This window comes from Nibrella saemangeumensis, from assembly GCF_039541915.1.
In the GTDB taxonomy this organism is placed as follows: Bacteria; Bacteroidota; Bacteroidia; order Cytophagales; family Spirosomataceae; genus Nibrella; species Nibrella saemangeumensis.
This window is the reverse complement of the sequence record NZ_BAABHD010000005.1, coordinates 219,398-245,178: the sequence shown is the minus strand read 5'-3', so window position 1 is coordinate 245,178 and position 25,781 is coordinate 219,398. Positions and strand designations below refer to the sequence as shown.

25 protein-coding genes are annotated in these 25,781 nt (G+C 52.1%); 11 read left to right on the top strand and 14 right to left on the bottom strand.

All coding sequences use genetic code 11. The annotated features are described in order from the left end of the window. Positions 1–33: 33 nt before the first annotated feature. The 4 genes from ABD949_RS02950 to ABD949_RS02935 are packed head-to-tail and all read left to right on the top strand — an operon-like array spanning position 34 to position 2,204. Positions 34–561 carry a hypothetical protein gene (locus ABD949_RS02950; protein ID WP_345240391.1) on the top strand — a complete coding sequence of 176 codons (528 nt, stop codon included), beginning with the start codon at positions 34–36 and terminating at the stop codon, positions 559–561. Between the two features lie 22 nt (positions 562–583). Beyond that, positions 584–1,579, top strand: a complete 996-nt coding sequence (locus ABD949_RS02945) for a hypothetical protein (protein ID WP_345240389.1) — start codon at positions 584–586, stop codon at positions 1,577–1,579. Between the two features lie 37 nt (positions 1,580–1,616). Beyond that, positions 1,617–1,970, top strand: a complete 354-nt coding sequence (locus ABD949_RS02940; protein ID WP_345240388.1) for a UPF0175 family protein — start codon at positions 1,617–1,619, stop codon at positions 1,968–1,970. Between the two features lie 18 nt (positions 1,971–1,988). Then, the gene (locus tag ABD949_RS02935) at positions 1,989–2,204 is read left to right on the top strand and encodes a DUF433 domain-containing protein (RefSeq protein WP_345240387.1); all 216 of its coding nucleotides are present in this window, start codon (positions 1,989–1,991) and stop codon (positions 2,202–2,204) included. A 7-nt stretch (positions 2,205–2,211) separates the two neighbouring features. Here ABD949_RS02935 and ABD949_RS30760 read toward each other — a convergent pair whose 3' ends face one another. The 8 genes from ABD949_RS30760 to ABD949_RS02900 form a co-directional block, all read right to left on the bottom strand. Beyond that, a complete protein-coding gene (locus tag ABD949_RS30760; protein WP_425576719.1) occupies positions 2,212–2,484 on the bottom strand; it encodes a ParE family toxin-like protein in 273 nt (90 codons plus the stop codon). Further along, the gene (locus ABD949_RS02930) at positions 2,484–2,681 is read right to left on the bottom strand and encodes a hypothetical protein (protein ID WP_345240386.1); all 198 of its coding nucleotides are present in this window, start codon (positions 2,679–2,681) and stop codon (positions 2,484–2,486) included. Before ABD949_RS02930 ends, ABD949_RS30760 begins: the two co-directional genes overlap by 1 nt. A 42-nt stretch (positions 2,682–2,723) precedes the next feature. Beyond that, a complete protein-coding gene (locus ABD949_RS02925; protein WP_345240384.1) occupies positions 2,724–3,887 on the bottom strand; it encodes an amidohydrolase family protein in 1,164 nt (387 codons plus the stop codon). Positions 3,888–3,989: 102 nt separating this feature from the next. Next, positions 3,990–5,990, bottom strand: a complete 2,001-nt coding sequence (locus ABD949_RS02920; RefSeq protein ID WP_345240383.1) for a sialate O-acetylesterase — start codon at positions 5,988–5,990, stop codon at positions 3,990–3,992. Between the two features lie 125 nt (positions 5,991–6,115). Then, complete coding sequence (locus ABD949_RS02915; RefSeq protein WP_345240382.1) at positions 6,116–8,209, bottom strand: BatA domain-containing protein; 2,094 nt, start codon at positions 8,207–8,209, stop codon at positions 6,116–6,118. Between the two features lie 204 nt (positions 8,210–8,413). Continuing rightward, positions 8,414–11,890 (bottom strand): translation initiation factor IF-2, encoded by a 3,477-nt coding sequence (gene infB, locus ABD949_RS02910; RefSeq protein WP_345240380.1) that lies wholly within the window; start codon positions 11,888–11,890, stop codon positions 8,414–8,416. A 94-nt stretch (positions 11,891–11,984) separates the two neighbouring features. Further along, a complete protein-coding gene (gene nusA / locus ABD949_RS02905; RefSeq protein ID WP_345240378.1) occupies positions 11,985–13,229 on the bottom strand; it encodes a transcription termination factor NusA in 1,245 nt (414 codons plus the stop codon). Positions 13,230–13,324: 95 nt separating this feature from the next. Then, positions 13,325–13,819: a ribosome maturation factor RimP gene (locus tag ABD949_RS02900; RefSeq protein WP_345240376.1), complete on the bottom strand. Its 495-nt coding sequence runs from the start codon at positions 13,817–13,819 to the stop codon at positions 13,325–13,327. A 192-nt stretch (positions 13,820–14,011) separates the two neighbouring features. On the opposite strand from ABD949_RS02900, the gene ABD949_RS02895 reads away from it, so the two are divergent. Next, a complete protein-coding gene (locus tag ABD949_RS02895) occupies positions 14,012–15,130 on the top strand; it encodes an endonuclease/exonuclease/phosphatase family protein (RefSeq protein WP_345240374.1) in 1,119 nt (372 codons plus the stop codon). Between the two features lie 32 nt (positions 15,131–15,162). Here the strand turns inward: ABD949_RS02895 and ABD949_RS02890 are convergent, their stop codons facing one another. Genes ABD949_RS02890 through ABD949_RS02880 form a run of 3 tightly spaced genes read right to left on the bottom strand, consistent with a single transcriptional unit; the run spans position 15,163 to position 17,845 of the window. Next, complete coding sequence (locus tag ABD949_RS02890) at positions 15,163–15,996, bottom strand: phosphogluconate dehydrogenase C-terminal domain-containing protein (protein WP_345240372.1); 834 nt, start codon at positions 15,994–15,996, stop codon at positions 15,163–15,165. Continuing rightward, positions 15,993–16,835 (bottom strand): sugar phosphate isomerase/epimerase family protein, encoded by an 843-nt coding sequence (locus ABD949_RS02885; protein ID WP_345240370.1) that lies wholly within the window; start codon positions 16,833–16,835, stop codon positions 15,993–15,995. The genes ABD949_RS02890 and ABD949_RS02885 overlap by 4 nt, the downstream gene beginning before the upstream one ends. Next, positions 16,832–17,845 carry a GntR family transcriptional regulator gene (locus ABD949_RS02880; RefSeq protein ID WP_345240368.1) on the bottom strand — a complete coding sequence of 338 codons (1,014 nt, stop codon included), beginning with the start codon at positions 17,843–17,845 and terminating at the stop codon, positions 16,832–16,834. The genes ABD949_RS02885 and ABD949_RS02880 overlap by 4 nt, the downstream gene beginning before the upstream one ends. A gap of 151 nt (positions 17,846–17,996) precedes the next feature. Here ABD949_RS02880 and ABD949_RS02875 point away from each other — a divergent pair, with 151 nt between their 5' ends. From ABD949_RS02875 to ABD949_RS02855, 5 genes are read left to right on the top strand one after another with little or no spacing between them, the layout of a single operon-like run. Further along, positions 17,997–19,037 (top strand): Gfo/Idh/MocA family protein, encoded by a 1,041-nt coding sequence (locus ABD949_RS02875; RefSeq protein ID WP_345240366.1) that lies wholly within the window; start codon positions 17,997–17,999, stop codon positions 19,035–19,037. Then, positions 19,034–20,515, top strand: a complete 1,482-nt coding sequence (locus ABD949_RS02870; RefSeq protein WP_345240364.1) for a sugar ABC transporter ATP-binding protein — start codon at positions 19,034–19,036, stop codon at positions 20,513–20,515. The genes ABD949_RS02875 and ABD949_RS02870 overlap by 4 nt, the downstream gene beginning before the upstream one ends. A 20-nt stretch (positions 20,516–20,535) precedes the next feature. After that, positions 20,536–21,543, top strand: a complete 1,008-nt coding sequence (locus ABD949_RS02865) for an ABC transporter permease (RefSeq protein ID WP_345240362.1) — start codon at positions 20,536–20,538, stop codon at positions 21,541–21,543. A 15-nt stretch (positions 21,544–21,558) separates the two neighbouring features. Further along, positions 21,559–22,581, top strand: a complete 1,023-nt coding sequence (locus ABD949_RS02860; RefSeq protein ID WP_345240360.1) for a substrate-binding domain-containing protein — start codon at positions 21,559–21,561, stop codon at positions 22,579–22,581. Positions 22,582–22,621: 40 nt separating this feature from the next. Continuing rightward, a complete protein-coding gene (locus ABD949_RS02855; protein ID WP_345240358.1) occupies positions 22,622–24,457 on the top strand; it encodes a D-apionate lactonase family protein in 1,836 nt (611 codons plus the stop codon). On the opposite strand, the gene ABD949_RS02850 is transcribed toward ABD949_RS02855, so the two are convergent. After that, positions 24,441–24,851, bottom strand: coding sequence for a molybdenum cofactor biosynthesis protein MoaE (locus ABD949_RS02850; RefSeq protein ID WP_345240356.1), 411 nt, complete (start codon positions 24,849–24,851; stop codon positions 24,441–24,443). The two genes, ABD949_RS02855 and ABD949_RS02850, sit on opposite strands and share 17 nt — an antisense overlap. Before the next feature lie 7 nt (positions 24,852–24,858). Beyond that, on the bottom strand, positions 24,859–25,107 hold the full coding sequence (gene moaD, locus ABD949_RS02845; RefSeq protein WP_345240354.1) for a molybdopterin converting factor subunit 1: 249 nt from the start codon (positions 25,105–25,107) through the stop codon (positions 24,859–24,861). Between the two features lie 211 nt (positions 25,108–25,318). Here moaD and ABD949_RS02840 point away from each other — a divergent pair, with 211 nt between their 5' ends. Further along, entirely contained in the window at positions 25,319–25,498 is a 180-nt protein-coding gene (locus ABD949_RS02840) for a hypothetical protein (RefSeq protein WP_345240352.1), read from the top strand. A 61-nt stretch (positions 25,499–25,559) separates the two neighbouring features. Here the strand turns inward: ABD949_RS02840 and ABD949_RS02835 are convergent, their stop codons facing one another. After that, positions 25,560–25,748, bottom strand: a complete 189-nt coding sequence (locus ABD949_RS02835) for a hypothetical protein (protein ID WP_345240350.1) — start codon at positions 25,746–25,748, stop codon at positions 25,560–25,562. Between the last annotated feature and the right edge of the window lie 33 nt (positions 25,749–25,781).

Below are 25,781 nucleotides of genomic sequence, written 5' to 3'. Positions count from 1 at the left end.
CAGGGCATTTAGTCACGCTAAACAGAGGGAAAAATGAAATATTTTCTATTATGGGCAATACTGTTAATTGATTTATACTGTTGCTATGGACAATCGAAATATAAATTTCTTTTGCAGAGCCCTGAATTTTCTGTCGCAGATCCATTGACATATAATGATGAAAAAATAAAAATTGATTTCTACATAGATAGATCGGCGATTAATTTTATTGTTACGAATAAAACTAAAGTGCCCATTAAACTGATTTGGGATGAAGCTTCCATAGTAATTGATGGTAAAGCGGAGAAAGTCACACACAAAGGCATAAAGAATCTTGACAAAGGAGCATCTCAGCCAGCTTCGGTAATTCCACCAAAATCAGCACTAAGCGATTTGGCTATACCAAGCGAAAATGTTTACTGGTCAAGTACGTTTAAAGATTGGAACTACAGACCATTACTGCCAGATCATAATGGACGAGATTTAGAACAAAACAAAGGTAAGACAATAAGTATGTTCCTTCCTTTGAAAATAAATTCAAAGATGTGTATTACACCTTTGAATTTAAAGTATATGGCTTAGTTTACAATTGATGAGGATATTTATGGCAAAGCGAAAAAAATCTCCAATTTTAATCTGGCTGGAGGTAGCTAATAAAAGTCAACATCTAATTTTTACCATAACAGCTATAACGATAGTTTCTGCATTAATATCTGTAGCTGTTTGGATAACTAGTCAATATTATCAGTCGCAAATTGATAAGTATCAAAATCAGTTAAGTTCGATTGAAAGAAGACTTGGTGGTCCAGATCTCATGGATTTGAATAAGTTGATAATGAGGAATGGAGACCCAGCGCCCATAAACTCTGGTTACAATCAGGAGGGCGGTTTTTATGCTACTAATAGTAGCTTTTGGAAGTATAAGCTTTCAAACCCTGCTGAGATGATTTTAGTTAATAATGGACAACAAGTTCCCGAAGAGATAAAAGACTTGTCAGACATCCCAATATACGTTTGGTATGGAGAGCCGAAATACAATTTCTCAGATCCTTCTCTTGATAATAATGTAGTCGTTCGTATTGATACATTAGATAAGGATCTAAAGATAGGTAGCCATCCTGATAGCACAGTTACTATTTTAAGAAACATTCAACGTATTTACCAGCCGACTATTTCTATGAATTGGGTGAAGCGTAGCCGATACTCTATTCAAAAAATGCAGAAAGAGGACCACAAAGTAGTAGAGTCTGTCGGTTTTGATATAATAAGTGATGATGAACTTTTAGGTAGAACTTTATACTTCAATCTTAGTGTATTGCTTGACCATTGGCCTGAAGCAGATATTGACCGACAAATCATTTCTGTTCAAAAGAAAGAAAATATAATTTATGCGCGTGCTCTTGAAGTTATAAAGAATATCAAAATAAATGGTAAACATTATGAAAGATTTTATGTATGGAAGGAGAATCTCCTGATATGCACAAAGGATAACCTATATGATATAAAAATTGAAATTCCTTCTGATGAACCGTTACGTAAAGGCCAGTCTTTTGCTCAGGTTTCTGATTGGTTTGGGTCTTTCGCAGTTGTAGATAATTAATAGGTGATGACTCAAAGTTTTGTTATACGTGATCAAGATGGGAGAAGTAAAGGATAAGGTTGAATTAGCCGTCCTGCTATATCAAAAAGGTAAGCTGTCAATGGGGCAGGCAGCCCGGTTGGCTGGAATGGACCGAATTTGCTTTCAATTTCTGCTCGGTAGCCGTCAGATTCCCGTCAATTATGATGAGGCTGCTTTTGAAGAAGACCTGAAAACCCTTGACCAGATAAACGCCACCCGCATAACTGAATCGTCTTCAGAAGTAGCTGAGCAAGGTGGCTCAGAACTAACCGAGCTACAGCGGCTTCTGTTAAATGCTCCACCCATGACCGAAGAAGAACTAAAGGAAATCAGGGCGAAAAGAGACGCACTCAATAAAAGAGTACGTTAAATTATTGGTTCCTCTTGTATGGAACAGGCACTCTTAGACCGCATTACCTTCAATCCGAATATCGGTCATGGCAAACCGACCATTCGGAACAAGCGTTACTTAGTCGAGTCATTGTTAAAGTATATGGCTGCGAGGGATACGATGGACGAGTTGTTAGAGACTTTCCCCGATTTGGAGCGGGAAGATCTATTAGCCTGTCTGCAATTTGTTGAGAAATGCCCCCGCGGAGAATAATGTTCACCTACAATACCTTCAATAATCGGTCGTAATCAGCATGGGAGCCAACCCAGAACCAGATAATAGTGTTATCCTGCCGGATACCCAGCGCCCGAAATGCTAAACTTACCCGAGCAGAATAAATGGGACGAGTTGTGTGTACTTGCTTAAATTGGATGGCAGGATGAGAAGGATCTTCTTTCCATAAATAGTAAGCCTTACGGGTAGCCTCTTGAATATGCTCCGGCAATTTAGCATAACACTCTCTAAACCGTTGGGTTGTGACAGAGTGCGGCATTAGCAGTCTGCCGCTTTTGTTCGTCCGGCCTGGAACTCCCGTAAGGCTTCATCGGCAAGGTTTTCCAACTGCTGCTGTGAATTCTTTAAGCTTATCTCCCAGAGAAGTTCATCTTCAATCAAGCCGGCAATAGCGTTTTGTTCGCTTTCTGGTAATTGGTTCAGTTCTGAAATAGCTTTCTCTAGCTTAGTAGTCATATTCGTTTTTGCGGTATTACGTAAATATAACGAATTTTAGTTCTAACGAGATGCCGCCCCCTTGGTCAACGTAGTGATACCCAGTAGCCACTTCTGAGCATTTTTGCTGTATAGCTTGTCAACGACACTCCGGGGTAACCGCATGGCTTTGAAGGAGCCTTCGATGCTGGGCACGGTCATGACGTCGGCGCTGGTCAGAAAGCGCCAGTCGCGGAGCCAAGTGTCGTGGGCGCGTTTGCGGGTGTCGGCGGAGGTGGCGGTTTGGTCAACGGCAATGTCGGTGGCGTAGAGGATGCGGTCCTGGTATTTGATCAGGAAGTCATGCACCTTCTGCCAGTCGGTGATGGCCTGGTATTGGAGATGAGCCATGCGTGCCGACATATCGATGGCCATATTCGGAAACCGGTCGAGCCGTTTGGCGATCTCATCCACGCTCCATTCCAGGCTGGCCAGGTGTACGCCAATAAACCGCAGGTCCGGGTGTTTGGCCAGCATCCGGTCTCTGGCCTGAATGTGTGCTTCGTACGACGGGTACTCCGGGTGCAGGTACATGTGGTATTCCGGATGCTTCGTATAGTAATCCCGGTTCGATTTTACCGTCATCTGGTCTAGCGGTAACCAGCAGTTTTTGGGCTCACCCAGATGGCCGAGCAGCGGAATCTTGTTCTTCGCTAAATAATCAAAGAGGGGGTCAAAGCGCGGATTATCGACCATTACAAACTTGCCGGTATTGTCCCGGAGCGTCATGCCTACATTCTTCCAGACTTTCACACCAATGGCTCCCTGCGCAACCGAATTTTTGATGTAGCTGATGGCTTGTTTCGACCAGTCGTTGCTTGTCCAGTTCTCCACCGAAAATGTAGTGGCGTAAGCCAGCCGGTTCGGAAAAGCCTTCCGGTGCTGGTTTGCGAGCCGCTGCTGATCGTCAATAGCCGGGTAGGTCGGCGCATCGACATTGATGGTGAGCAGCCGGAATTTGTCTTCGGCGGCCTGTTCAATCAGCGCTGGATTGGTGGTGTTGAGGTGAACGTGCGTATCAAACTTTTCGACGGTTTTAAAATCATCCAGCGAGTAGTACGACTCCGGCTGAGTAGTTTTTGACGTCTGCGCGTGGCTGGATGTATAGCAACGGAGTAGTAGACTTGCGATAAAAAATAGACAGAGACAGCTAAAACGGTTAAGCTGCGTTATTGATCGTAGTAACATGGTTAAGGAGCTATAGTTTTAGGCAATATAGCATAGTGGCGGAGAGATAGTTTTAGATCGCACTTCGTAGAAGCTTCGTCGATTGACCTTAAGAAGTGTGCATTAGTGAATAACGATCTTCTGGTGTACCACCTGCCCATCGGCCATTTGAAGGTCTGCTACGTAAAGACCGGTTGCTACATTATCCACCGGAATGGCAATGCCGTTTCGCTTGCTTCCCGACCAGCTTTTAACCACCCGCCCCATCATGTCGCGGATCACTACATCGGTTAATTCCCCCTCATCTGCTTCAATATGTAAGTTCTGACCGGCCAGGAGAGGGATCGGGTATAGCCGCACAGAGGATCCCGTCGGTTTGAGCCCCAGCACTAATGCTCGGGCCGAGACAACGTTGCTATAGTCTGACTCGGATACAGCGCTGAAGGTACGTATGCGATAAAAATAGGTATCGATAGAATTTGCCAGGGTGTCAGTGTAAGTTTCTGTGTAATGATTTAGGGTCTTAATACGTTTAAAACTGGTATGATTTCCGTCAGCGCGCTCCAGAATCTGCGTGGTTGCGGTAGCTGGTGCATTCCAGTTCAACTGAATCTGATTCCCCGAAACAGGCCGGGCCACAAGTGTCGTTACAGCAGGAATAGCATCTGCTATCGGGAAATTGTCGAAAGAAAAGGCGCGCATACCGCGCGTATTACGGAGGGTCTGACCGTAGTAATACGTGGGTAAATTGTCGCTGAAATAGGTGGGCATATAACGCAGTTTTTTTGCTGCTGCCGGTTGCTTCAGACTAATAATAATGCGGTTACCTTTAGCTGCTCCACCTGTAATCTGCCCAGCCAGACCGTCCAAGAAAAAGTAGTCCTTCAACTCGCGCCGGACAATCAATGATCCATCCGAAAAACTATAAAAGGCCGTATCGTTCTTCCAGACCATCTGCATTTGGCCGTCAAAAACAAGGGTAATCGAGTCTTTTTGTGTGTTGTAGAATACTTTCTTAATATCGGGGGAACCAATCTGAACAGTATCCTTAGAGCCATAGAAATCTCTGGCAATTAATCTAAATTGCTCCAGCGCTAACTGTTGATTGGCTTCTGCTGAATAATGCACCCCATCTTCGCCGAGGGGCGTCCCTATGGTAGCAACACTTTCAATATTTTTAAAGTTATATCTGACTTGCCGTTGTACTTCACGGATGGCCGCTGCTTCTTCATTCCGATCTGGCAAAATATTGATCTGCCCCACGTAGATGCGAGCATCACCAAAGTCCTCCCGAAACTGGCTGAACAACCTGGTCAATGTTTCACTATACTGTCCGCCTGTGGTCATACTGGCACCAGCGTCGGCTTCGCCCTGCTTAAAAATTATGGCTTTTACCTGTTGGACAACATTTGCCCACTGTGCCCTATGTAAAAGCCTACCGTAAAATGTATTCGGATTGGCGTGGTATATAGGATCCCGTTCGGTAAGAAGCCCAATAGCTGCACCACCCTCCGCGCCATTTAGTATACAAGTGGGGATACCATATTTTTCCAGAATTAGCCGCTGGAGCGTCAGACCAATACCACCTACGCTACCATAAGGCTGCTTGGCTGTGTACCAGTTCATTTCTCCATACATAGTTGAAGAGATGAAGGAAAACGCAGCATTACGCAGGTATTTGTCGTCGAAGTTAAAAGAGTAATGCGTATCCATTCCTCCCCCTGCGGCTGCGTTGGACTGACCGTAGATAACGTATACATCACCACAAACGATCCGGTCACGTACTGCTAACAGCGTTGAGTCATTTTGTCTGTATAGAAATACCTTTACTGTGTACTCCGCTGGTTCTGCTTTAATTTGAGGTTTGAATTGGAATGCCGTGTTTGTGGTCGTTGGGTCGATACTTTGGCTAAGATGCTGGTCTACTCTGCCCTCCCGTAGGACCTGAACACTAATTTTGTTCCAACCTGGTGTAACCACCCGGCCACTAACAGGTATCACCGCCATGTTGGTTGCGTTACGCGGGTATAATTGCAAATCGCGGGGCAGTTGATCGAAATTGATTTGGCCAAAGGTGGAAAAATAACACAGTATCAACAAAATGCTACAGTAGAGTTTGGGCATATCCACAGTTATTTGCCCTTCAATATCGATACTTTAAACCCAATAATAAAAAAGGATTGATTAAGCGGTGACATCTGCCTTGATTATAGGTGCATTCGTTGTTCGATGTACCAATCAATATACGGTTACCCCTTCATAAACCGCGCCAGCAGAATTTCCATCAGCAGGAAGGCGAGGGCGGCAATCAGGAAGTATTGCCAAAGGCTCTTGCCGAGGTTCTCTTCTTCCAGCACCTTCACAAAATCGCCGTCGTTGATGCTGTCGAAGACTTCTACATTGGGCTGATTCGCGAAGGCCTGACGGAGTTCGGCAGCCGAGTAGAAGTCCATGGTTGATTCGCGGTTGCCGTGGTTGATGGCCAGCAGGCGTTCGGTAACGGCGGGCCCGTCGCTACCAGCGTTACCGTCTCGGCTGAGTTGTAATTCATAATAGCCGGATTCGATCTCCTGGCCGCTGGTGAGCTGATTACTCTTGGGCATCTCCATCAGCAACTGGTTATTCACCACCCGCTGAACCGGAATAAACTCCAGCTTGTCTTTTTTTAGTTTATACACGGCTTTCTCCGACGGGTTCCTGACCGGCACCGACACCAGGTTTTCGTCGAACGAGTAGGCCGTCCGCTGCGGGCGTACACTCAGAGCCGCAATCTTATACATCACGGGCACAAACAGCGCGTGCTGGGCAATATTACCGTACTGCGAGTCCAGTGGGTTACCAAGCATGTACAGGTAGCCCTGGCCGGCGCGGGACTGGGTCAGGAAAGGATTGCCGTCGCGCAGGGTCAGCAGGCGGTCGCCGGCGCTCCAGCGCCAGACCGGCACGGCGTTTGGCAGATTGAGCGGTTCACTCTGGTAGGTCTGCTGGAATACATCGCGGAAAAAAGGACTTCGGCGGTCAGGATCGCTCAGTGGCTGGGCCGTCGGTAGCGGCTGCGCCTGTGACTGTACACCACCCACACCGAGGGCGTTTAAGAAAGGCCCGTAGGTATTAACATCCGGATTACCGGGCGGAATAATGGCCAGGCTGCCGCCCTGCCGAACAAAGCGCTCCAGTTCACTGCGCAGTGTTCCGTTGATCTGCGACACACCTTCCAGTACCACCAGATCGGTTTCTTTCAACTGCCCCACGTCGAAATTCCGGGCGCTGTAGCTTCGGCGGATAAACAGGCTGTCGTTGGAGAAAACCGCGTCGACATAGTCGGTATTCCCTTTTTGCTCGTGCAGGTGTAATACCCGGATGGAAGGCGAGGCTTCAATGACGAAGAAAAACTCGTTATCAAACGTAATGGGGTAGTCTTCAAAAACAATGCGGCCCCGGTGATAGCCTTTGGACGTTACATTGAAATTAAGCGTAGCCATACCGGAGCCTTTCGGGTCCAGACTAACCGTAGCGGTCGAAGTTTGAATGTTATCAAGGTACAGGCGGATGGGCAGGTTACGAACGGCGTCGCGGCCGCTGTTGCTGAGCTTTACGTTCAGGCTGTTGTTCTGCATTTCCCGGATGAATGGGGTACTCAGCCACACCGAATCCACGTACACATTGCGGGTCGGTTTGGCATCAAGCGGCACCAGAAATACCCGGTCGGTGGTGTCAAATTGCAGACGGCCTAAATCACCGGCGGTACTTCTCTGGAAATCGGAGAACCAGAAAAGCTGATTGCGGCCCCCCGGGTTAGTGGTAGCCAATAAATTCTTCTGCCGGCGGTAAACGGCCTCCAGCGTGCGGGGGGTGTGCGCAAACCGAACGGCTGTTACCCGGTCACGAATGGCGTCGGCGCTGGCGAGCGTCTGTTCGTCGGCCGAAAAGTCGTTGGTCAGCAGTTGCAGCGACGACGCATTTCGGAACAGGCCCATTAGTTCGTCCAGCTTACCGATAGCCATGTCGAGGTAACGTTTCTCGTTCTGCTCATTCTGCATGCTGTACGAGTTATCCAGGTAGAGGCTGGTTGCACCCTGCCGCGTCAGGCCCAGTTTATTTTTGCTGGGGATAAAGGGTTGGGCAAACGCCAGCACCAGACAGGCGATAAACAGTACGCGGGCCGCCAGCAGCAACCAGTGCTTCAGCCGCCGGAACGACTTGGTTTCTGTCTGGACCGTCTTCAGCAGGGCGACATTGGTGAAATACACCCGACGGGTCCGTCGAAAGTTAAATAAGTGAATGGCGATGGGCACCGACACGGCCAGCAACCCAAGCAGGAACGAAGGATATAGGAAGCTCATGGAAATCGCTTGCTCAATAAGTAATTAACGACCCAAAAGAGGGTTTTGGTTTAGGGAACCTGAAATTAACAAATCAACCGGGTTCTGGAAGTACCCGTTCATAGTAATTCTCATACGCGAAGCCATGAGGAAGGGCATAAAAAACAAAAAGGCCTTCGCTGTATCAACAGGAAGGCCTTTTCTGATTAATCAGATCCGGTTGGGTTACAGCGTCCGCTTCACTTCTTTTAATTCGAAGCTTTCGATGGTATCACCCTCCAGAATATCGTTGAAGTTCTTGATGCTCAACCCACATTCGTAGCCGGAGCGAACCTCGTTTACGTCATCTTTAAACCGCTTCAGCGCGCTGATTTCGCCGGTATGCACCACAATGAAGTCCCGGATAACCCGGATCTTGTTGTTCCGCTTGATCAAACCGTCGGTTACGTAACAACCGGCCACGGTACCAATCTTGCTGATCTTGAAGACTTCGCGTACTTCGATATTGCCGACGATTACCTCTTCTACCGTCGGGGCAAGCATACCTTCCATGGCATCTTTCACCTCGTTGATAGCGTCGTAGATAATCGAGTACAGACGAATTTCGATCTGCTCCTGCTCGGCCAGACGCCGGGCACTGGCCGATGGCCGCACCTGGAAGCCGACGATGATCGCATCTGATGCCGACGCCAGCAGAATATCCGACTCGGAGATCTGACCAACGGCTTTATGGATGATATTCACCTGTACCTCTTCGGTCGAGAGCTGCAGCAGTGAATCCGACAAGGCTTCTACCGAACCGTCTACGTCACCTTTCACAATCACATTCAGCTCTTTAAAAGAACCGATGGCCTTCCGGCGACCAATCTCTTCCAGCGTAATGTGCTTGCGGGTCCGCATGGTCTGCTCGCGCACCAACTGCTCGCGCTTGTTGGCAATTTCGCGGGCTTCGCGTTCGGTCTCCATGACGTTGAACTTGTCACCCGCCTGCGGAGCACCCGGCAAACCAAGAATCTGCACCGGCGTTGACGGCCCCGCTTCTTTAATACGCTGGCCTACGTCGTCGGTCATGGCCCGGATACGGCCGTAGTGAGCCCCTACCAGAACGATATCTCCAACTTTAAGGGTACCGTTCTGTACCAGGATGGTCGATACGTAGCCGCGTCCTTTGTCGAGCGAAGCTTCAATAACGGTACCATTGGCCCGGCGGTTCGGATTGGACTTCAGATCAAGTAGTTCGGCTTCCAGCAGCACTTTCTCCAGCAGGTCATCGATACCCATACCCGACTTGGACGAAATCTCCTGAGCCTGATACTTACCACCCCAATCTTCGACGAGCAGGTTCATCTGAGCCAGCTCTTCGCGGATTTTCTCGGCGTTGGCACCCGGCTTATCAACTTTACTGAAGGCAAACACGATGGGTACACCAGCCACCTGGGCGTGGTTGATAGCCTCGCGGGTTTGCGGCATGACGCTGTCGTCGGCGGCAATCACGATAATAACTACGTCTGTTACCTTGGCACCGCGGGCACGCATGGCCGTAAAAGCTTCGTGACCCGGTGTATCCAGGAAGGTAATCATCCGGCCATCTTCCGTCGTTACGCCGTAGGCACCAATGTGCTGGGTAATACCCCCGGCTTCACCGGCGGCTACGCGGGTACGGCGGATGTAGTCGAGCAACGACGTTTTACCGTGGTCAACGTGACCCATGATGGTGACGATCGGCGCACGTGGCTCCAGGTCTTCCTCCGCATCATTCTGCCCGTCGTCAATACCGGCTTCTACCTCTTCTTCGGCCGAGACGAACTGTACGTCGTATCCAAATTCATCAGCAATCACTGTAATCGCTTCGGCATCGAGCCGCTGGTTGATCGAAACGAACATACCCAGGCTCATACAGACTGAGATAACTTCATTGACAGATACGTCCATCAGCGAAGCCAGGTCGTTGGCCGACACAAATTCGGTTACCTTCAGTACCTTGGCGTCCTCCTGCTCGGCCAGCAAACGCTGTTCTTCGCGTTCGGCGCGGTTTCGGCGACGATCTTCGCGGGCTTTGGCACCCCGGTTCGGTTTGTTCGACCCCAGCATCCGCGACTGTGTAGCCTTGATCGAATCCCGTACGTCACGGGCAGAGGGCTCCTCCCGGCGTTCGCGTTTCTTATCGCCCGGCCGGTCGGGGCGCTTGTTCGCATTATTGTTACCTCCACGGTTGGCATTGTTGCCGGTACCCGGTGCACCACCCGCATTAGGCGGGCGATTACCCGGTTGAGCCGGTCCACGGTCACCCGGCGGACGCGGAGTTTGTGGCCGGTCACCCTGTGGAGCACGATCGCCGGGACCACGTCCCTGCTGATTCCGGTCACCCTGCGGGCTGCGGTCATTCGGATTACGATCACCGGGACCCCGCTGAGCCGGGCCGCGCTCGGCCGGCCCACGGTCGGGACCACCTTCACGGTTCCGGAAGTTGTTTCCTCCCTGACCGCCGGGTTGACCAGGCTGGCCACCTCCGCCGGTGTTAGGACCAACGGCTACGCCTTCGCGGCTGCGAATACGTTTGCGTTTCTTCTTCTTATCACGATCCCGGTCGCCACCGCCAGACTGACGAGGATTATCGACGGGTAAGTCTATTTTACCTTTAATGGTCAATCCACGCAGCTGGTGACGACCTTCGGCCCGGATGGTCTCCGAAGGACCATCCGCTTCTGTTTCATCCGCCGGAACGGGCGGAGCTACCGGGGCGGATGGACCATTCTGCTCAACGGGCTGAGCCGGCCGTTCGGCATGTTGCTCAACGGGTTGCGACTGTTTAGCCTCAATAGGCTGAGCGGGTTCGGCTGCCGGACGCGGAGCGGCCTGCGGCTGAGCCGGAGCAGGCTTCGGTTGGCTGGCTTCAACGGGTGCCGGAGCGGGGGCCGCCGGTTGAGCCGGTTTTGGCGCTTCCGTCCGTTGTGGTTCGGGTGTTTCGGGCTGCTTAGCCACTACCGGCTGGGCTGGTTCGGCCGCCGGACGCGGAGCGGCCTGCGGCTGAGGCTGCGTTGGCGCGGGTTCTGGCTGTTTGGCTTCAACGGGTGCCGGGGCGGGGGCCGCCGGTTGAGCCGGTTTTGGCGCATCCGTCCGCTGTGGTTCGGGTGTCTCGGGCTGCCTGGCTACCACCGGCTGGGCTGGTTCGGCCGCCGGGCGCGGAGCCGGCTGTGCAGGCGCGGGCTGTGGCTGTTTAGCTTCGACCGGAGCGGGAGCCGCCGGTTTCGGCTGAGCCGGTGCCGGTTTGGCGCTAAGGTCAATTTTGCCCAATACTTTCAGGCCGGGTAACTGATTACCGGAAGCAGGTTCGGCCGCACGCTCCTCGGCCTTACGAACATCTTGAACAGGTGTAGCATGGCCGCGCTCAGCAGGAGCTGGCTCCGGCGTGGGCTGCGGTTTAGACGACGTTGGGCGTCCCTGGTCGTCGCGGAAATATTGTACTACGTTCCCTTCATCACGGCGTGGCGCTTCGGCCGCCGGAGCCGGACTATCCGGCCGGCGGGCACCCGCTCCATTGACGAGGTCCGTAGATTTAAAATCCTTAGCCAGTACCTCCAATTGCTCAGAGTACAACTTGGTGTTCGGATTACTTTCGACCTTAAACCCTTTGGCAGAGAGATGGCTCACCACCGTGGCGATACCCACGTTGAGAACTTTTGCCACTTGGCTTAGGCGCATTGATTTATCTTCTGCCATACGATCGGTCTATAATAGGCAAATTTAATGGTTGTTAGTATGGTAAGAACAATAGTTACAGTAATAAAAATCCCTCTTATTCAAACTCCTGACGCAGGATGTCCAGAATGTAATCGACTGTTTCTTCTTCGAGGTCTGTCCGGCGCAGCAATTCCTCTTTATTGAGCGCCAAAACACTCTTGGCGGTATCGAGGCCTACCCGGCGCAGTTCTTCAATGATCCACTCATCGATTTCATCGGTAAATTCTGACAGGTCAACGTCTTCATCATCTTCCTGTCCTTCCGTATCCCGAAATACGTCGATCTCCAAATCAACCAGCCGGCTGGCCAGTTTAATGTTCTGACCACCTTTACCAATAGCCAGTGAAACCTGATCCGGTTTGAGGAATACCGATACACGCTTGGCGTCTCGGTCAATCTGCATCGAACTGATTTTGGCCGGGCTCAGGGCACGGCTGATGAGCAGTTCGAGGTTTTCGGTATAGTTGATGACATCGATGTTCTCGTTGCCCAACTCGCGCACAATACTGTGAATCCGGGAACCCTTCATCCCTACGCAGGCTCCTACGGGGTCTATACGGTCGTCGTAGGACTCGACGGCTACTTTGGCCCGTTCGCCCGGCTCACGCACAATCTTCCGGATCGAAATCAATCCGTCGTAGATCTCCGGAATTTCCGTTTCGAACAGCCGCTCCAGAAAGACCGGTGATGTCCGCGACAGAATGATTTTCGGAGAGCCGTTGAGCATATCCACCCGGTGGATCACCGCCTTCACGCCTTCGCCCTTGCGGTAGCGGTCTTTCGGGATCTGTTCGCCTTTCGGCAGGCTCAGTTCGTTGTTTTCGCTGTCGACCAGAATGACTTCATTCTTGACCAGCTGGTACACCTCCGCATTAACAAGATCACCAACCTGGTCTTTGTATTTCTGGTATAACAGCTCTTTCTCTAAATCCTTGATCTTCTGGATGAGGGTCTGGCGGGCCGTTTGTACCACCCGGCGACCAAAGTCTTCCAGTTTTACCTCTTCGGCAACCTGCTCGCCTACTTCAAAGTCGGCCTGAATCCGACGGGCTTCCGCTAAGGGTATTTTATCGTAGTCCCAGATATCCTCCGAATCATCATCGACAATCTCACGGGTGCGCCACATTTCGAGGTCACCACTTTCGGCGTTGATGATCACGTCAAAGTTATCGTCGGTGCCAAATTTTTTACGAATCATCGTCCGGAACACGTCTTCCAGAATCTTAATCATCGTCGGCCGGTCAATATTTTTCGACCGGGCGAAGTCGGCGAACGAGTCTATAAGTACTCCGCTGTTCATCTTTTTAAACGTTTGAAGTTTCAGGCTTCAGCTTTCAGGTTCAAGTGGAAAACCAGGGGGAATACAACTTGAAACATGAAACATGGAACTTGAAACTATTTAAATGACACTTCTACGTTGGTTTTTTGTATATCGTCAAACCGGAGTGTCTGTAATCCGGTGGGTTCAGTTGCTTCAGTTGCCTTCTTTTTCGGCTTCTTAACGGGTGGAATATCCAGCACAATATGGTCATCGCCGACAGACTCCAGCTGTCCGCGCAGGATCTGACCATCGTTAAGCGTAACCGCTACCTGGCGGCCAACGTTCTTCAGATACTGCCGCCGGAACTGCAGTGGAAAATCGATACCGGGTGATGATACCTCAAGGGTAAACGGTGCTCCGTTGAATAAGTCAATCTCGTCTAGCTGCGCACCGAGTCGCCGGCTGATGGTGGCGCACTCGGCAATGGTAATGCCCTCGTCACTATCCAGCAGGATGGTAACCTTAATCCGGCCACCCTGGCGGCCGGCCACGTGAATATCAACAATAAAGAACTGATCGCCGTTCAGATGCGGCTGCAGCAGTTCGGTAATGCGAGCGTTGTCGTCCATGCAAATACCCTAACAAAAAAGGGAGTAAAACTCCCTTTTCCGAACATCCATTTGTTTGGTAAGCGGTGCAAAGATAATAGGAAAGTGGCTAAGGAGCAAGCCATTTGCTCAGGTAAAACTGGCGGTTTGGTAAACAAGCCGTATGTTTAGCGGTTAATAACCCGTACTTTACCATTACCCCCGATTTATTGTATGACTTCTCGGGTACGCGTTGGCGGACTGCTCGGTACTTTTTTTTCATCCCTGGTGTGGTCGCTGAATCTGCTGCTGTTTCTGTATACGTTGCTGTTGTATTATCTGTTGTACAAGCTGCCCATTGAGCATTGGTCAGCGGGGTTGCTGCTGATTACCATGCCGGTAGCCTGGATTTTTAACATTGGCTTTATCCTGTTCTGGTTAGTCGGCCGATCCTGGCGGGCGTTATTGTCGACCGTAGCGCTCCTGGCCGGGTTTATGTTTTGGCAGCGAACGCTGGTGTACAATGCACCCGAAACACCCGATCCTGGTCAGGCGGTACTTAAAGTACTAAGCTTCAACACAACCGGGTTTGACTCAAACGATTACTGGAAGCGCCGACGCCTGACATCAAAAGCCCGGCAGGTTATTACCTGGTCGGTAGAACAGGAAGCACCCATTAAATGCTTTCAGGAATTTTACAGCAATGATGACATACCCGGATACCGGGTCACCCAACGGCTGCGCAATGCCGGGTATTCATATTACGCCAGTTTACCGCCCAAAGACTCCTCCCGCAATGACCCAGTTACAGGAGTTGCTATTTTTTCCCGGTATCCAATCATTAAGCATGGGGGAGAATCGTTTCACCATCTCAATGGCATTTTGTGGGCTGACATTAAAGCAGGCAATGGTACAATCCGTATCATCAATGTCCATTTGCATTCCATGGGGATTCGCGTCCGGAAAGTATTAACGCAAAAAGAAATGGCGGGCGTAAAAGAGGAAACCAAAGATATTCTTAGTTCACTGAAAGAAGGCTTTGTCGAGCGTCGTAAGCAGGTACGAATCATCGAGAAATACATATCTCAAAGTCCTTACCCGGTGCTGGTGCTAGGGGATTTTAACGAGACGCCCTACAGTGTAGTATATGAGCGGCTCCGCCGGCGGCTGCGTAACGCCTATGAAGATGGCGGCCGGGGTTTTCAGTTTACCCTCAACCGCGCTCCCCGCTTTATCCGCATCGACAATCAGTTCTACAGCTCCGGCCTGAAAGTCCTGGATTTTATTACCTACCGGGACATTCCCTACTCCGATCACTTTCCAATTATGGCAACGTATAGGATACAGAAGTAAATGAAAAGAAGCGCATTTGCGCTTCTTTTCATTTACTTCGTGGTAATGTCCTTCACCTGCTCCCGGATATCATCCATCTCGAAGATCTGCTTCCAGTTATCGCGAAACAGGAGTGGCTTGGCGCGTTTGCTGATTTTGTAGGCGGCATCGGAGAAAGTGCCGTTGACTTCCTTAAACAGCACGGCAATCTGAATACGTAGGTGGCCCAGCACAAAATCGCGGGCGGCCGCTTCTGGTACGCCTAACTCGACAATACGGTCGTATCCTTCCTTCACCACTTCCATGCAGGTCTGGGCCAGCGTCTCTACCATGGCCGGCTCCAGCATGGCCATCTGCTCCAGCGTAATCCGGTAGGTATGTTTGATGGGTTGGTACATTTCCTGCGCCACTTTTTCACCAAGCTTGTAATGTTCTTCGGTACCGGCCATGAGTGCCACTACAATGGACTGTTTGGCTGAGATGCCGCCGTAGAAATCACGGAAGGCTTCCTCCGTCGGCTCCCAGTTGAAGACCGATGGGTGGCAGGGATGGGCAATGACATAACCCAGATCGTCGCGGTGGTGGATTACACCGTCGAGCGGGGCCGCCGGGTCCAGGGTGAGTACGACCGAGTCGGGTTTCATCAGTGGAATGATTTCGTCGGAGATGGCACCAATGGCGACATCGGGCACGGCCAGGATTACAACGTCGGATAGGGGAACGACTTCCGCCTGATTTTTGACGGTAACGCCCCGCTGTTGCAGGTTTTCAATGCCTTTGGGACTTACCTCCAGGCAGTGTACGTCGTAATGGGGGAGCTTCTGAAAATTGTCGACCAGGCGGCAGCCCATTTTGCCGCCCGCACCGACCAGGGTGATGGTTGTCATGAGTTGGTAAGGGTTACTGATGATTTAGTGTCAAACAACGGTTTTAGGTATTGAATACTCTCGTTGGCCCACTGCTCTTCTTTGCGCAGGGTGTCTGCCTGTTCTGTCTCCGGCACCACCCATTGTTCTAAAATGGCCGTGTGGCACTTACCCGATTTACTGATCTGCTCCAGCAGCCAGGGAATGTTCAGCATACCTTTACCGGCCGGCCGGCCATCAATCTGAAATCCCATTTTGTGGGAGAGCCGCTGAATGCTGAAGTCCTTGATGTGGAGGTTTACGGTATAAGGAGCCAGGGTTTCAACGATGGTTTCCAGCCCTTCGGCGGCACCCATGGAGTTGACGGAGTCGAGGCAGATACCTACGTGCTGGCTCCCCACTTTTTCGATAATCTCCCGAAACTGACGGGCCTTCAGCCGGTCGTGGTTTTCGAGGGCGAGTGTGACGCCCTGCCGCCTGAGCGACGACTCTGCTTCCTGAATAATGCTGACAATGTCGGGCACCGGAGGCTCGTAGCCGGGCTGGTCAATCACAAAGCGCAGCATTCGGGCCTTCAGGTACGCAGCGATGTCGATGTACCGGTGCAGGTAATCGGGCGTCAGGCCGCGGGCCCCGATCTCCAGGTCGATGTTCATGCTCTGGCTGAGTCGGTACAGGTAGTCCAGTCGCTCCTCGGCGAAGGTATGGAGAGGCAAATTATCGCCAATCTGCACCAGCGACAGATCAAACGATTTCGCTTTAGCCAGCAATTGGTGCTCCAGCATTTTACGCGGGTATTGCATCTCCGGCACGCCAATGGCCCATCCGTACGTATAGGTGCCAATTCCAAGTTTCATCATAGAGTAGCCCGAAAAATAATCCGGGACGGGTTTGGTATTTGTTCGGTGGCTTTGGTCAGCATACATTCGCCGGCGGTGCGGCCCATCTGCGCAAAATCTGTGGAGATCACGGTAATGCCATTCTCCAGGATTTCTTTCATCGGCGTGTCATCGTACGAAATCAGCCCTATATCAGCGCCCAATCGCCACCCTTTCGCCCGCACGGCTTTGATACAGGTAATCAAATCCCAGTCGGCAAACAGCAGGTAAGCCTCCCCCGGACGGATCTGCATCGTATCGAATTGCTCCGCAACAGCACAGGGAATAGCAGCCTGACGGGCGAAGTCGTAAAACCCATCTGTAATTTCGTCGGGTACAAACTGAAAATGGTCCTGCGACAACACCAGTGTCAGTTTTTTATACTGCTGCAACCTCGGTTCCGCAGCTTTCAGGCTTTGATAAATATCCTGTCGAAAATCCTGGTAGACGGATGCGTAATTGCCCCCCAGCGTTGGCACGGCTTTATCAATAATCAACAGTTTATCGGCAGGGATTAAACGCACTGTGGCCGACACATCTTCGTTGAAGTGCGGCATAATGATGTAGTAGTTATACAAGCCGAGGCTGTTCTGAATCAGCCGCTCGAACTGCTCTACATCATAATGGTGGAAGAACAGACTCAGCCGGGTATCGGCCGGCAGCGCTTCTTTCAGCGAGTGGTACAAGACTTCCTTATAAGCATTCAGGGTGTCGAACAGCACAAAGACGTTGAGCACCGAGCGGATGTCGGTGCGGGCTACGTAAAAGCCTTTGCCATGCTGCGACAGGATGGCTCCGCGCTGCCGGAGGGCTTCGTAGGCTTTGGCAACGGTAACTTTAGCAATACCCTGCCAGTCGGCTAATTCGCTGATGGACGGTAGTTGCTGACCCTGCTGAAGCGTACCTTTTTCAATGGATACCAAAACCTCGTCCACGATCTGCTGGTATTTGGGCCGGTTAGAGGCTGATGTTATCTGAATCAGGTTGCGCATGCACTGGTAGTACCTTGTAAAGAAAAATTTATAAATATCTTTGAAGTAAGACGCCGTTGCTTAGCTTTGTGCTAAAACAATGCAGTAGAGTACAGTAGAGTTTCTGGATGTGAAGGTAATGAAATTCTGTGCAGACTGTTCGTAAGTCTTTATGAAAAATTTGCGTTTTGCGGTGCTGGGTACCGGCTTCTGGTCAACCTACCAGATAGCCGGATGGCGGGAACTGGACGGCATCGAACTGGTGGCGCTTTATAACCGCACCCGTACCCGCGCCGAGCAGGTGGCCGGTCAGTTTAACATAGATCATGTGTACGACGATGCCGACGAACTGCTCCGCAACCATGCCGATGAGGTGGACTTTGTCGACATTATCACGGATGTGGATACCCATGCGCTCTTCACCGAAAAAGCGGCTGCTGCCGGGCTGAACGTTATCTGCCAGAAGCCAATGGGGCCAAACCTCCAAACGGCGCAGCGAATGGTAGATACCTGCCGGCAGGCTGGCGTTCAGTTTTATGTGCATGAGAACTTTCGCTGGCAATCGTCCATCCGGAAGCTGAAATCGATTATTGACTCCGGCGTAATTGGCGATGTCTTTAAGGCGCAGATTAGTTTCTGCTCCGGTTTCGCGGTGTTCGATAATCAGCCCTTCCTGGCCGAACTGGAGCAGTTTATTTTGACCGACATTGGCTCGCACATCCTGGATGTCTGCCGGTTTTTGTTCGGTGAAGTCAACACCCTGTATTGCCAGACGACCCGCGTAAATTCCCGCATTAAAGGCGAAGACGTAGCTAATGTGGCCATGACGATGCAAAATGGCATTATCTGCCAGGCAGAGATGTCGTATGCGTCTATTCTGGAAAAAGAAGCGTTTCCGCAGACGCTGGCGCTGGTGGAGGGGAGTCAGGGCTCGGTGCGGCTCACGCATGATTTTGTCCTGAACGTAACCACCCGCAGCGGCACCGACACGCAGACGGCGTCGCCGGTGATGTACCCCTGGCTGGACCCGGCTTACGCGGTCGTTCACGCGTCTATTGTCGATTGCAACCGGAATATTCTGTCGGCGCTGCAGGGGCAGGGAACCGCTGAAACTACGGGGAGCGATAATCTGGAAACCATCCGGCTCGTGTATGCCGCCTACGAATCGGCACGCACCAATTCATTAATCACCGTTACCTCCTTTGGTCGATGAACCCTATCCTGCAACTCCGTGGTATCAGCAAATACTTTCCGGGTGTAAAGGCACTGGAGCAGGTTGATTTTGACCTGCGGGCGGGGGAAGTGCATGCGCTTTGCGGAGAAAACGGAGCCGGCAAATCGACGCTGATGAACATCCTGACGGGTAATCTTCAGCCCGATGCCGGACAGATGCTGCTGGATGGCTCGGCGGTAGCGATCAGTGGTCCGGCCGAAGCCTCGCGGCTGGGTATCGCCATTGTGTACCAGCAGTTGAGCGTTATCAACACGCTGTCGGTTGCCGAAAATATCTTTGCTAACCGGCAGCCTCGTAGTAAACTGGGTTTTATCCGGTACGGTGAACTCTATGCGCAGACGCAGGCGCTGCTGGATAAACTCAGGTTAACGAACATTCGGCCGCAGAGCCTGGTAGGCGAGTTGTCGCCGGGGCAGCGGCAGATGGTGGAAATTGCCAAGGCGCTGGCGCAGGACCCGAGAATTCTGATTCTGGATGAACCGACGGCGTCGATTACCCAACAGGAATCGGATACGCTGTTTGCCCTAATTCGGCAGCTAAAAGCCGACGGCAAAGCGATCATCTATATTTCGCACCGCCTGAAAGAACTATTCACCATTGCCGACCGGGTAACGGTGCTCAAAGACGGCCGCTACCAGACTACCCGCCCCATTGCCGATGTTACGTCAAACGATCTGATCCGGCTGATGGTCGGGCGGGATGTTGAGTTCGCCCGAACGCCTGCGTCCGGTACGGGTGAACCGCTGCTGGAAGTAAAAAATCTGACCGGTAGCCGGTTTGAGCGTATCAGTTTTACGCTGCACCGGGGCGAAATACTCGGTCTGGCTGGACTGGTTGGCGCGGGCCGGACGGAAGTTGCCAGAGCCATCTTCGGCATTGATCCATTGATTGAAGGCAGGGTAATGGTACACAACAAACCCTGTATTATCCGGCACCCGGCCGATGCGGTAGCAGCTGGTATCGGGTATGTGCCGGAGGAGCGGAAAACGCAGGGGATATTCCTGAACATGTCGGTGATGGAAAACGTGCTGGCGGCTGATTTACCGGCTGCGCAGACCGGCCGCTGGTACGGCATTGGCAAGGCCCGGCAGATTGCCGAGCGTTTCCGGGAGCAGCTTCGCATGGCAACGCCTTCGGTCATGCAGCGGGCCGGACTGCTAAGCGGAGGCAATCAGCAGAAGGCCGTGCTGGCCCGCTGGCTGCTGGCGAATCCAGATGTCCTGATTGTAGACGAGCCGACGCACGGTATCGATGTTGGGGCTAAATCTGAAATTCATACCCTATTGAGCGGTTTGGCAGCCCAGGGTAAAGGCATTCTGCTCATCTCCAGCGAACTGCCTGAACTGCTGGCCCTGGCTGATCGGATACTGGTTATCCGGCAGGGTACCCTGGCCGGCGAACTGGCGGGCGATACTGCCACCGAAGAAGCCATAATGGCACTGGCCGCCCATGCATAAACTGACTATTCCTAAACCATATGCTTAACCAGATATTGCGGGATCGGGTGTATACACTGACGCTGACTACGTTGCTGCTCTGCATCGTCAGTGCCGCCGTGTTTCCGGCTACGTTTCCCACCTTCGAGAACTTCCGGCAACTCCTGCTCAATCTGTCGATTGATGCCATTGTCGCCGTCGGCATGATGCTCCTGCTGATTTCAGGTGTGTTTGATTTGTCGGTTGGGTCAGTGGTTGCTTTTGCGGGCGGCTTGTCGGCCCACCTGATGGTGTTCTACAATGTGCCGGTGCCGGTGGCTATTCTGGCGGGTCTGGGCAGCGCGGTGCTGATTGGCTGGATTAACGGCTACCTGATTGCCTATCAGGGTATCAACCCGCTGATTCAGACGCTGGCGATGATGGGCATCGTACGCGGGGGCGCGCTGATGGTAGCCGGAGCCGGTATCCAGAACCTGCCGTACTGGTACAACGCCATTGGGCAGTCGAAACTGCTGGGGGTGCAGATGCCGGTCTGGTATATGGGGCTGGTGGTGGCGGCTTTTACGTTCCTGGTCAATCGCACCGTGTTCTTCCGGCGCTATTATTACATTGGCGGGAATGAGCAGGCTGCCGAACTGTCGGGTATCCGGGTCCGTCGGATGAAGCTCTACGCCTTTATCCTGTCGGCTACGCTGGCGGGTGTGGCCGGTATGCTGCTGACCTCACGGTTGGGGGCGGCATTATCTACGTTGGGACGCGGAATGGAGTTGCGGGTCATCACAGCCGTAATTCTCGGTGGAGCCAGTCTGACCGGTGGCGTTGGCAAAATACCGGGAGCGTTGCTGGGCGCTTTGTTTATGGGACTGGTTTCCAACATCATGGTCATTGCGCGGGTATCCGGGTATTGGCAGGAAATCATTCTGGGTCTGATTCTGATTATCGCCGTCTGGATTGATCTGGCGCTACAGCGACGCAGTGCAGTTCGGCAGGGACTCCCCCGAAAGTCAGTAAATACCCCGTCGCCGGAGGGTGTCGGTATAGAAAAGTAAGCAGACATTATCGCTATGAAATTGATACGAAGCAGACTGTTTATCGGTGCTTTTATAGCTGCCCTGGCTGGTTGTGAATTGCCGCCCCGAGACCAGGCAGGCGTAACGCAGCAGGCGTTACAAACCAGTGACGATAGTGATGCAGCCCTGGCGAATGAAGAGTATGTGATGGTGACGACGGCCGTAAGCATGCCCATGTATGTCAACCACGACCAGGCGGCATTCAAGCGCTGGGGGGAGAAAATGGGTGTTAAAACCAGTATTCTTGGTCCGGCCGACTGGGATGTACCCGCCCAGATTAACACCATTGAGGAGGTGATCGGTACCCGCCCGACCGGTCTACTCATCAACGGCACCGACCCCGCCATTGCTCAGGCCATTGACAAAGCCGTTGCGGCCGGTATCCCAACCGTAGTGTATGATTCCGATATTCCCAGCTCCCGGCGACACGCCTTTTTGGGCACTAATTGGTACGAGATTGGCCGGATGCAGGGCGAAGAAATGGCACGGCTCATCGGTGGTAAAGGCAAAGTCGCCTACATGGGCATTTTGGGCCTGAATAACATGGAAGACGGTTTTCGGGGACTGCTGGACGTGTTCAAACGGTACCCGAATATCGAAGTAGTAGGTAAATTTGATGACAAAGCCAACGTGGAAACAGCCGCCCGCCTTACCGCCGACCTGCTGGCTGCCCACCCGGACATGGCCGGCATCTGCGGCTTCGATTCCAACTCAGGGCCGGGTATCGCATTGGCGGTGAAAGAAGCCGGTAAGGCCGGAACCGTAAAGATTACGACGGTGGATTGGGAGCCCGAACACCTTCGGCTGGTGAAAGAGGGTGTGATTCAGATGCTGGCCGGACAGAAGCGGGAACTGTTTACCTGGTACGGTGCCCAGTTTCTGTACGATATGGTACACCGCACCAATAAGCTGTCGGGCAACGATGCCCTGGCTGGTATCAACAGCGTCCCGAATACGGTCAATACCGGGCTGCTTCGGATTACAAAGGAGAATGTGAATCAGTTTCTTTTGCCTTAAAGACCCCCAACCTCCTGAAGGGGGCAACAAAACCCAACTCATGCCCAACAACCCCGCCTTCCTCTACGGCTCACCCGAACCTCTGCCAACTGCTTACATCCTGAACGCCGGGGCGGTGAACTGTCTGTATGAAAATGGCGTGCTGCGTTACCTTCGGGTAGGAGGGACAGAAATCGTGCGGATGATATACCCGGCAGTACGGGATACTAACTGGGGAACGGTGAAAGGAAGAATTCAGAACGAAACTGTTGAACAACATTCGGATAGGTTCTCCATCGGTTACGACTGGCTCATCAACGAGTTAGGCATTCAGATGGAATGCCGGATAACCATTACCGGTGATGCCGCAGGAACCATTCAGTTTGGCTTTCGGGGTACTGCGCTAAATACCTTTCTGCGCAATCGCGTCGGGTTATGCCTGCACCACCCGATCAGCGGCATCGCCGGGATGCCATGCACCATTACCCATCCCGACGGCTCGACGACTACAGCAGAGTTTCCCAATTCCATTGCGCCACACCAGCCATTTCTGGACATCCGCGCCTTGCAGTGGCGGATGGAAAAAGGGTACTCCGTTCGGGTAGATTTTGACGGGGATGTATTTGAGACCGAAGACCAGCGCAACTGGACCGATGGCTCCTTCAAAACCTACGGAACCCCGCTGCACCTGCCTTTTCCGGCAGAGGTACCCGCCAGAACCGTCATTGAGCAGCGGATAACGGTTAGCCTAATAGAAGTACCTAATGACGGCTCTGCTTCTGACGAAAGTATCAAAATAGTCCTTCGGGAAGAGAACTGGCCAATGCCACGTATTGGTACCTGCCTAACGTTAACGGCAGAAGAGCTTCAACTTGCTGACAAAATTCGGAAGCTTACATTCACCCATGGCCGGGCCGAGGTCTGGCTGAATACACCTGATTGGGCAGATACCCTCCGGCGGGCGAGCCACCATGCCGATGCGCTTGGGTTACCGCTAGCGCTTGGGTGCCACTTTGGCGAAAATCCGGAGCAGCAGGTGAGGGCGTTGCTGGAGGTATTGCATACCCTGCCGCATTCACCGAAAGCGCTGTTTCTCTTTCAGGAAAGTCAGCCGGTCACCACCGCGATACTTTTGCAGGAGGTACTACCGATGCTCAGACAGCACTTGCCAGCCTGCCGACTGGTGGCTGGCACCTTCACCAATTTTGCCGAGTTCAACCGAAATACGATGGACGTTTCGGCGGCCGATGCCGTGAGTTATGCCATACAGCCGCAGGAGCATGCGTTTGATTTGCGTTCGTTAACGGAAACACTATCCGCTCAGGCGGATACAGTAGCGACGGCCAATCAGTTATACCCCACCAAACCCGTCTGGGTATCGCCCGTTACGTTACGAAAACGCTATAATCCCTATGCCACCAATCCTGCAAGCCGCCTTATCGCTCCGGAGCAGCAGACCGACCCCCGACAACCCAGTTTATTCCTGGCCGGCTGGACCCTCGGCAGCCTGAGTGCTTTAGCCGCATCCGGCGCATCCGACATTACCTACTACGAAACCGTCGGTCTGCGAGGCTTACTGACAACCGACCGGCTGTTTTCGGTTTACCACTGGCTCCAAAAAATAGCCGACTTTGCGCCGGAACGTATTAAGCTGGTGCAAGTGAGCGATCCACTAGCGGTATCCGCCTTGCATCTGCTCAGGGGTAAGGACTATCTGCTGCTGCTGGCAAATCATACAAACAGGCCTCAGGAGGTACAGCTCTCCTCGCCAATGAACTCCAGGGTTACCCAAGTAGGCACAGAAGGATGGGAGATAGTAGCCGGTCCGAAGACCATAAAGAGTATTGCTTTGCCTGAATTTGGCGTAATCTCACTGTACGTCAAGGATGAGCATTGACCCAGACCTCGCCGTTTTCAAAGACTTCTTTTTTCCAGATGGGCACAGTTTGCTTGATGGTGTCGATGATATACCGGCAGGCGTCGAAGGCATCGGCGCGGTGGGGAGTGGCTACGCCGATGAGTACGGCAATTTCGCCGATGAGCAGGGTGCCTTTGCGGTGGATGATAACGTAATTGAGGACATTCCAGCGCTGGCAGGCTTCATCGGCAATTTTCTGCATTTCTTTGATCGCCATACGGTCGTAGGCTTCGTACTCCAGCCGGTCGACGGCCAGTTCGCTGGTCTTATTGCGGACAATGCCGAAGAAAAAATCAATGGCTCCGGCTTCATCGGTCTGCAGATACCGGTACGCTGAGCTATAGTCGATGGGGTCGGTTGTGATAGCAATCATAGTCGGATTAGCCTCCGCTGACGGGTGGGATCAGCGCTACTTCGTCTTTAGAACTCAATACAGTATCAGCCTCGGCATATTCGCTGTTGACGGCTACCAGCAGGGAGCGAATGTCGCCCAGGCGGGGGTACTGCTGCTTTAGCGTATCCAGCAAATCGCCCACGCGGCTACCCTGCGGTAAAGGACACGTCACCGAATCCTGGCCCACAATGTCGCGGGTAATGCCGAATAAGAGTACAGAAATCTTCTTGGCCATGGCTCAAAATAAGTACAAGTTCACTACAGTAGCAACGTATATAGGGGAAATCCCGATACGCAATTTACAGAAAAAGACGCGGATAACCGATTCCTAATGAAAACGGGTGGTCAGCCAGTAACGCAAATCGGCTCCGCACCGTTGCTTTTTCCGCACGGAGTTCGTTTACTTGCCGGTATGAATGCAGCGCAGTTTACGGAGTTTTTTCAGGATGTATTTATTGATTACCGTACACGCCAATATCCGCGATTTGGAGGAGAAGCAGGCTTTTGCCGACCCGGAGGAGCAGGATTACATTGCGGGCCGGCTGTTTAGTTACCAGGAGGTGCTGGCCATCTTCCGGGCCTCGGCGCGGGACACCGGTGTTAACCCGAAAGATGTTGGTCTATAAAAAACGATACCACCCGGTTGTCAGGTGGTATCGCGTGTATCAGTTGGATAAAGCGTACTAATTACAAACTATTTTGCAGTTCCGGTTCCCAGTCTTCGACTGTGTTCTTCGACTTCCGGCCGGCCTTACCAGCTTTGCCTGATTTCCGCTTTGGTTTCGCGAAATCATCTTTGTATGCTTCGTGTTCTTCCGCTGTGCCGTACACCCAGGCAATGACCATGGCCGACGCCAGCACCAGTAAATTTCTCATAACCGTTTGAGTTAATAACGTTGCTTTTTTAGC

Excerpts from the sequence above, each read along its gene's own strand:
- ABD949_RS02950 (WP_345240391.1), top strand. The coding sequence starts at position 34 with ATGAAATATTTTCTATTATGGGCAATACTGTTAATTGATTTATACTGT.
- ABD949_RS02945 (WP_345240389.1), top strand. The coding sequence starts at position 584 with ATGGCAAAGCGAAAAAAATCTCCAATTTTAATCTGGCTGGAGGTAGCT.
- ABD949_RS02940 (WP_345240388.1), top strand. The coding sequence starts at position 1,617 with ATGGGAGAAGTAAAGGATAAGGTTGAATTAGCCGTCCTGCTATATCAA.
- ABD949_RS02935 (WP_345240387.1), top strand. The coding sequence starts at position 1,989 with ATGGAACAGGCACTCTTAGACCGCATTACCTTCAATCCGAATATCGGT.
- ABD949_RS30760 (WP_425576719.1), bottom strand. The coding sequence starts at position 2,484 with ATGCCGCACTCTGTCACAACCCAACGGTTTAGAGAGTGTTATGCTAAA.
- ABD949_RS02930 (WP_345240386.1), bottom strand. The coding sequence starts at position 2,681 with ATGACTACTAAGCTAGAGAAAGCTATTTCAGAACTGAACCAATTACCA.
- ABD949_RS02925 (WP_345240384.1), bottom strand. The coding sequence starts at position 3,887 with ATGTTACTACGATCAATAACGCAGCTTAACCGTTTTAGCTGTCTCTGT.
- ABD949_RS02920 (WP_345240383.1), bottom strand. The coding sequence starts at position 5,990 with ATGCCCAAACTCTACTGTAGCATTTTGTTGATACTGTGTTATTTTTCC.
- ABD949_RS02915 (WP_345240382.1), bottom strand. The coding sequence starts at position 8,209 with ATGAGCTTCCTATATCCTTCGTTCCTGCTTGGGTTGCTGGCCGTGTCG.
- infB (WP_345240380.1), bottom strand. The coding sequence starts at position 11,890 with ATGCGCCTAAGCCAAGTGGCAAAAGTTCTCAACGTGGGTATCGCCACG.
- nusA (WP_345240378.1), bottom strand. The coding sequence starts at position 13,229 with ATGAACAGCGGAGTACTTATAGACTCGTTCGCCGACTTCGCCCGGTCG.
- ABD949_RS02900 (WP_345240376.1), bottom strand. The coding sequence starts at position 13,819 with ATGGACGACAACGCTCGCATTACCGAACTGCTGCAGCCGCATCTGAAC.
- ABD949_RS02895 (WP_345240374.1), top strand. The coding sequence starts at position 14,012 with ATGACTTCTCGGGTACGCGTTGGCGGACTGCTCGGTACTTTTTTTTCA.
- ABD949_RS02890 (WP_345240372.1), bottom strand. The coding sequence starts at position 15,996 with ATGACAACCATCACCCTGGTCGGTGCGGGCGGCAAAATGGGCTGCCGC.
- ABD949_RS02885 (WP_345240370.1), bottom strand. The coding sequence starts at position 16,835 with ATGATGAAACTTGGAATTGGCACCTATACGTACGGATGGGCCATTGGC.
- ABD949_RS02880 (WP_345240368.1), bottom strand. The coding sequence starts at position 17,845 with ATGCGCAACCTGATTCAGATAACATCAGCCTCTAACCGGCCCAAATAC.
- ABD949_RS02875 (WP_345240366.1), top strand. The coding sequence starts at position 17,997 with ATGAAAAATTTGCGTTTTGCGGTGCTGGGTACCGGCTTCTGGTCAACC.
- ABD949_RS02870 (WP_345240364.1), top strand. The coding sequence starts at position 19,034 with ATGAACCCTATCCTGCAACTCCGTGGTATCAGCAAATACTTTCCGGGT.
- ABD949_RS02865 (WP_345240362.1), top strand. The coding sequence starts at position 20,536 with ATGCTTAACCAGATATTGCGGGATCGGGTGTATACACTGACGCTGACT.
- ABD949_RS02860 (WP_345240360.1), top strand. The coding sequence starts at position 21,559 with ATGAAATTGATACGAAGCAGACTGTTTATCGGTGCTTTTATAGCTGCC.
- ABD949_RS02855 (WP_345240358.1), top strand. The coding sequence starts at position 22,622 with ATGCCCAACAACCCCGCCTTCCTCTACGGCTCACCCGAACCTCTGCCA.
- ABD949_RS02850 (WP_345240356.1), bottom strand. The coding sequence starts at position 24,851 with ATGATTGCTATCACAACCGACCCCATCGACTATAGCTCAGCGTACCGG.
- moaD (WP_345240354.1), bottom strand. The coding sequence starts at position 25,107 with ATGGCCAAGAAGATTTCTGTACTCTTATTCGGCATTACCCGCGACATT.
- ABD949_RS02840 (WP_345240352.1), top strand. The coding sequence starts at position 25,319 with ATGTATTTATTGATTACCGTACACGCCAATATCCGCGATTTGGAGGAG.
- ABD949_RS02835 (WP_345240350.1), bottom strand. The coding sequence starts at position 25,748 with ATGAGAAATTTACTGGTGCTGGCGTCGGCCATGGTCATTGCCTGGGTG.